4 protein-coding genes and 1 pseudogene are annotated in these 5,614 nt (G+C 73.5%); 3 read left to right on the top strand and 2 right to left on the bottom strand.

What is annotated here, in order from left to right:
• Together AOK15_RS25065 and AOK15_RS45210 are read right to left on the bottom strand one after the other, a co-directional pair.
• Nucleotides 1–1,005 (bottom strand): GNAT family N-acetyltransferase (locus tag AOK15_RS25065; RefSeq protein ID WP_055520618.1); only part of this gene is annotated, 1,005 nt, incomplete at its 3' end.
• Between the two features lie 135 nt (nt 1,006–1,140).
• Nucleotides 1,141–2,415, bottom strand: coding sequence for a WD40 repeat domain-containing protein (locus tag AOK15_RS45210; protein WP_157870362.1), 1,275 nt, complete (start codon nt 2,413–2,415; stop codon nt 1,141–1,143).
• Nucleotides 2,416–2,496: 81 nt separating this feature from the next.
• Between AOK15_RS45210 and AOK15_RS25055 the strand changes: the two genes are divergently transcribed.
• The 3 genes and pseudogenes from AOK15_RS25055 (at nt 2,497) to AOK15_RS25045 (ending at nt 5,372) form a co-directional block, all read left to right on the top strand.
• Nucleotides 2,497–2,787 carry a hypothetical protein gene (locus AOK15_RS25055; RefSeq protein ID WP_240508584.1) on the top strand — a complete coding sequence of 97 codons (291 nt, stop codon included), beginning with the start codon at nt 2,497–2,499 and terminating at the stop codon, nt 2,785–2,787.
• A 189-nt stretch (nt 2,788–2,976) separates the two neighbouring features.
• A pseudogene (locus AOK15_RS25050) lies at nt 2,977–3,996 on the top strand (tetratricopeptide repeat protein); the annotation flags it as partial.
• A gap of 332 nt (nt 3,997–4,328) precedes the next feature.
• Nucleotides 4,329–5,372: a polyprenyl synthetase family protein gene (locus tag AOK15_RS25045; protein ID WP_055520615.1), complete on the top strand. Its 1,044-nt coding sequence runs from the start codon at nt 4,329–4,331 to the stop codon at nt 5,370–5,372.
• The last annotated feature ends 242 nt before the right edge of the window (nt 5,373–5,614 follow it).

Genomic DNA, 5,614 nt, shown 5'->3' with positions numbered 1-5,614 from the left:
GTCCTCGACGTCGAGGACGAGCTCCCCGTCGGTGAACCAGCCGCGCGCGGTCAGCGCGGCCGGGATGTCCAGGAGCCGCACCCAGAGCCAGTCGGTGTCGCTGCTCACCTCGCCGGCGCGGAAGTCCGCGAGCTGCCAGCGCAGCGGGTGCTCGGGCTGGACGTGCTCGAACACCACCTTGGAGACCAGGTCGTGTCCGAGTACGAACCGGGCGAGGGCCGAGAAGGCGGTGTCGTCGGTGGTGACGGTCTCGTCGACCGTCAAGGTGCCGGACTCGATCGAGTAGCTCGCGTACCCGTCCGGGACGCCGTCGGTGTCCCGGTGAACGGCAACGTAGCGCGGAGCCGGCGAGATGGGGGGCTGCCCCGCGCGCAGGTCCCACCATCGGGGCGGCCGGGACAACGCGCCGGGCTGGGCGCGGCGGTACCGGTCGTAGATCTCCTCCAGCGTCTCGCCGCACTCGGCACGCCGCAGCACCTGGACCGAGCCGTCGTTCGCCCCGGTCGCCGGCCCGTTGTCCGCCCCGGTCGCCGGCCCGTCGGCCGCTCCGCGCGCCCGGGGAACGGCGAGGGCGGCCCGGTGTCGCGGCACCGTCACCCGTGCCGTGTAGGTCGCCGGTCCGTAGCCGAACCTGCCGTAGATCGGGGCCTCGGAGGCCAGCAGCACGGAGAGGAACTCCCCGCGGGCCCGCAACTGGGCCAGCTGATGCCGCATCATCGCGCTGAGCACGCCCTGGCGCCGGTGCGAGGGCAGGACACCGACGGCGGTCACCCCGGAGACCGGGACGAGGCTCTCACCGGGCAGGGTGAGCTCGAAGGAGTGCGCGGCGGCGGTGCCGACGGGCCGCCCGTCGGCCGCCCGGGCGAGCAGGCAGCGGTCGGTTTCGAGCGCCGACCACCAGAGCCCGCCGCCCTCGATCGGGGTTTCCGGGAAGCGCCCGAACGCGGCGTACACCGTGTCGATGAAGACGTCGAGGTCGTCATCGGTCGTGGAACGGATCTGCATCGCTGTGGCTGCCTCCTCGTATGCCGGCGCCACGAGTCGTGGCGTCCGGCCCCAGTGCAGCGGCGACCCGTGGCCGGAGCAAGCGAATTACGGCCGGTCACGCACAGCCCGGCCCTGGCCCGGCGCCGTGGGCTTTCATGTGTCCTGTTCGCGCAGGGCGTTGAAGGCCGCCTGCAGTTGGAGCCAGGTCGGATGCGTCTCGTCCGCCCTCGTCGCGTTCGCCACCTCGTCCGCGTCCCAGATGTGGCGGCCGTCGGTGCGGACGAGGTGATCCTCCAGGGCGCCGTCGGCGGGGATCTCGGAGGTGGAGTCGAAGAACTCCGCGACCGAGGCTGCCGACGGCTCGCCGTCCGCGCCACGCCTGCCCGCGGTGGCGGCAGGGGCACCGGCGGCGAGGGACAGGAGCAGGAGGTCTCCGTCGTCCGTCGCGACGACGAGTTCCCCTGCCGCGGTGGCGCTCAGGGCGGTCACCCGGGAGCCGGTCGCAACCTCGTGCTCGACCGTGTGCCCCCTCTCCACGTCGAGTTCGACGAGTGTCCCCGTGGGCGTTCCGATCCAGAGCGTGCCGGGTGCGGCGGCGAACGCGAGGTTCTGCCGCGACCAGGCACGCATCTGGTCGAGCCATTCCTGCGGATACGGGTAGCCCGGGGTGGGATCGCCGAGGGTGGTCGCCAGGACGCTGCGGAGCGAGGGGAACTCGAACACCTCCAGCGAGTTGCCGTACGCGTTGCCCCTGACCGCGAGATGCCGTCCGTCCGAGCTGAAGACCGGTGTCTCGTAACCGTCGACGTCCAGCACCAGCGCCCGCCGGAGCACGCGCATCGTCGCGGGGGACGACGCGTCGTCGACGCGCGCGAAGAGGCCGAACGTCGCGCCCTGGTCACTGTGGAGGGTGACCACTAGACCGCCTGCCGGATGCTCGGCGACACCGGTGTCCCACCGGGGCCCGGTGCTCACGGATCCCGAGGCGAGTTCGATGACGTCCGAACCGTCCCACGCGCTGCCCTCCCCGTCCCACGACGGGGTTGCCCACAAGGTCCCGCCGTCCGGGCTGAACGCGATGTCGTGGTAACGCGCGCCGGGTGGGACACTTTCGAGGTCGCGGACCCCGTCGGGCGTCCACCGCCTCACCCCGTCCTCGCCCGCCACCACGAGCAGCGGCTGACGCGGATGCCAGTCCGCCGCGGGGATCCGCCCTCTCTTCTCCCATTCGGCGTCGCCGTACTCCCTCGACTCGGCGCCGACGCGACCGAGTTCCCGCAGCCGCCCCGCGCCGCAGTCCCAGACGCGGACCGCCGGACGTTCCGCTTCCAGTCCGGCGACCAGGGGAAGCCGCGGATGGCGGAACAACCGCACCACGGAGGAGCCACTGCCGACTCGTACCCGAGCCACCGTCTCGACAACACTCACCGGGAAACCATAGTTCTCCCTTGCGGGCCACCCGAGTTGGGGATGCGGTGGGGGTGGGCGCGACCGATTATGATCTTGGTCATGACTGTGCAGCACCCCGAGAAGAGCCCTTCCCGCAAGCAGAGGCTTCAGGAGAAGCAGCGCCGCCAGCTGGCGGTGGTCGACACCGTCGACAAGGCCGAGGCCAAGGTACGCAAGGCGGAGGTCGAGCTGGCCCTGGCCGTCGCCGAGGCGGTGCAGATGTTCGGCACGGAGCAGTCCGCCTCTGAGGGGCTCGACATGCCGGTCGAGACGATCCGACGCTTCCTCGGCATCGCCAAGGCGGCGGCCGCCGCCGACAAGGCCGACGCCGAGGCAGCCGCCGCCTCGTGAGGTGATCTGCGCCTCACGAGCAACCTCCTTGATGCACCTGACGTCTTGATCAGCAGCAGATGAGGCCCTGGCCCTCGGGCCAGGGCTGGTTTCAGCCGCTCTATACACGCCATGTATACACGGGATGTAGAGATGGTGTGTATACGGAGAGACGGCCTGCATCGCGTGCATTCGGAACGAAAGGCAACCATGTACGGCAAGGCGTTCGCCCCGGAATACCAGGGCGCCCTCACCACCCTGTCCGTGAATTCCTCTCTCACCGAGGTACTGGCGGCCGGCAGACGGCAGTTGTCGCAGGCCGAGCGTGCCGGGGAGCACGGCGAGGCGGCGCGCTCCGGGCTCGCGGTCGCCGAGGCGCACCGGCGGCTGGGGCAGATCGGGGAGGCCGACCGGGCGTGGAAGGCGAGTTACCGGGCGGCCAGAGCGGTGGGAGACCAGAGCGCGATGGCCTGGGCCCTGTGGAGCGGCGGCACCCTGGCCCGTCAGCGGGGCTCGTTCCCGCTGGCGCGGCGACTGCTCGGGCTCGCGGCCGAGATGGGCGAACGGGGCGGGGACATCGTCGTACGCGGCTACTCCCTCGCGGGACTGGCCGAGACGGGCCGGATCCAGGGCGACTACGAGGCCGTCGCACGGCTGCACGAGCAGTTGCTCGCCGAGGCCCGGCGGCGCGGTGAGGCCCGGCACACGGTGTGGGCGTTGGAGGGCATCGCGCAGATCCACCGCCAGCGCGGTGAGTACGACACCGCGTATGCGCTGTTCGAGGAGGCGGCGCAGATAGCCGGGGGCGCCGACGACCGGCGCGGCCACGCGTGGGCGCTGCGCGGGCTGGCCGACATCGTCTCGGCGCGGGACGGCGACGTCGAGCGGGCGCTCGCGCTGCTGTCGGAGGCGGAGACCACCTGCCGGGCGATGCGGCTCTCCAGCGCGCTGGCCTACAACCACAAGATGCGGGGCAACGTCCTCTACCGGGCGGGGCGTTACGCCGAGGCACGGGACACGTACGAGCGGGCGCTGGCGGAGTTCCGCGAGATGAGCGAGCCGCGCGGGGAGGCGCTGTCCCGGCTGGGGCTGGCCAAGTCCCTCGCCCGCCTGGGCCGCGACCACACCGAGACGGCCGCCGAACTGGCCCGCCTGGCGAAGGAGTTGGAACGGATCGGGCTACGGCACGCCAGAGAGATGGTGGCACGGGCCCACACCGAGCTCGGGGTACGGCCGCAGGAAGATTCCGGTGTACGGCCGCAGGGAGATTCCGGCGGTCGGACGCACGGGGACTCCGGCGGTCGGCCGCAGGAGGGGAACGGCTTGGGGGCCGGGTCGGAAGCCGACGGCCGGGCGCGGCGAGGAGCCGGCCTCCCCGAGCAGGAGGACTCCGGTGGCGGGGCGCAGGAGGGAACCGGCGCTGGGGCTCAGGCCGCAGCCCCCGGTGACGACGCACAGGCGGGAACCGGCGGCCGGGCGCGGCGGGCAGCCGGCGGTTCGGCCGCGGCCGATCCTGTGGTCCGGAGTCGGGGGGCGCGTGGTGTCCGGGTGGAGGCCGGGCGGTGACGCCGGTCTCCTCGGCGCTGCGGGCGCCGGTCGACGTCGACGTCCCCCTCGTCCTGCGACGCTGCCGTGAGACGGTGCGGCCCGCGCTGCGGGAGGCGATCGGGCGGACGCACCCCTGGGTGGGCGAGATGGCCGCGTACTCCTTCGGCTGGTGCGAGGTGGGCGGCGCTCCCACCGCCGCGTCCGGCGGCAAAGGGGTGCGGCAGGCACTGGCCGTGCTCGGCGCCGAGGCCGTGGGCGCCCCCGGCCGGGCCGGTGTCCCCGCGGCGGTCGCGGTGGAACTGACGCATGTCTTCTCGCTGCTCCACGACGACATCATGGACGGCGACCAGGCGCGGCGAGGACGCCCCACGGTCTGGAAGGCGTACGGCACCGGGCCCGCGGTCCTCGCGGGCGACGCCCTGTTCGCGCTGGCCGTCGAGACGCTCGCCACGACCGAGGCGGGTCCGTCCGCGTTGCGGATGCTCTCGGCGGCGCTGGGCGACCTGGTGCGCGGCCAGGCGGACGACCTGCTGTTCGCCGAACGGCCCTGGACGGGGCCGGAACGGGTGCGGTCGGCGCAGTACCTGGCGATGGCCGAGCACAAGACGGGTGCGCTGCTGGGCTGCGCGGCCGCGCTCGGCGCGCTGCTCGGCGGCGGTTCGCCGTCCGCGGTCGCCGCACTCGACCGGGCCGGCCGCCGTCTCGGGCTCGCCTTCCAGATCGTCGACGACGTCCTGGGTATCTGGGGCGACCCCGAGGTCACCGGCAAACCCGTGTACAACGACCTCCGGGAGCGCAAGAAGACCTTCCCGGTGCTGGCCGCGCTCGACTCCCCGTCACCCGAGGCACGACGTCTGGCCGCGCTGCTGGCCTCGGGAGGTGACCCCCGCGAGGCGGCCGTCCTCGTCGAGGTCGCGGGCGGCCGGGCGGCGGCGCTGGACGAGGCACGCGCCCACATCGCGGCGGCCGAGACGGCGCTGGCCGACGTCTCCCTGCAGGGCGTGGCCGGGGACGAACTGCGGGCCCTGTCCGCGTTCCTCGTGGGCCGCGACCTCTAGCCAGGGGCCGCTTCCACCGGCCGCCAGGACGCCTGAGGCCCTCCCGTCGGGCTCGGGACAGCCGTGCGTCACCCCCCAGGGGCGCACGGCCTCCTCGTGCACGCGGTGACGGTGGCAGCGTCGACGCCGTCACCGGGCGGGGCAGGGCCGGCGCCCCGGCCCGCCACAGCCCGACACCCCGGCCCGCCACAGCTATCGACACCGGCGCGGGAGGCGATGGTGCCCCTGCCGACCGGTGGGTG

The sequence above is a fragment of the Streptomyces ossamyceticus genome, assembly GCF_001418475.1.
Classification (GTDB): Bacteria; Actinomycetota; Actinomycetes; order Streptomycetales; family Streptomycetaceae; genus Streptomyces; species Streptomyces ossamyceticus.
Note: the sequence above shows the minus strand (reverse complement) of the source record. Positions and strands in the feature narration are given on the sequence as shown.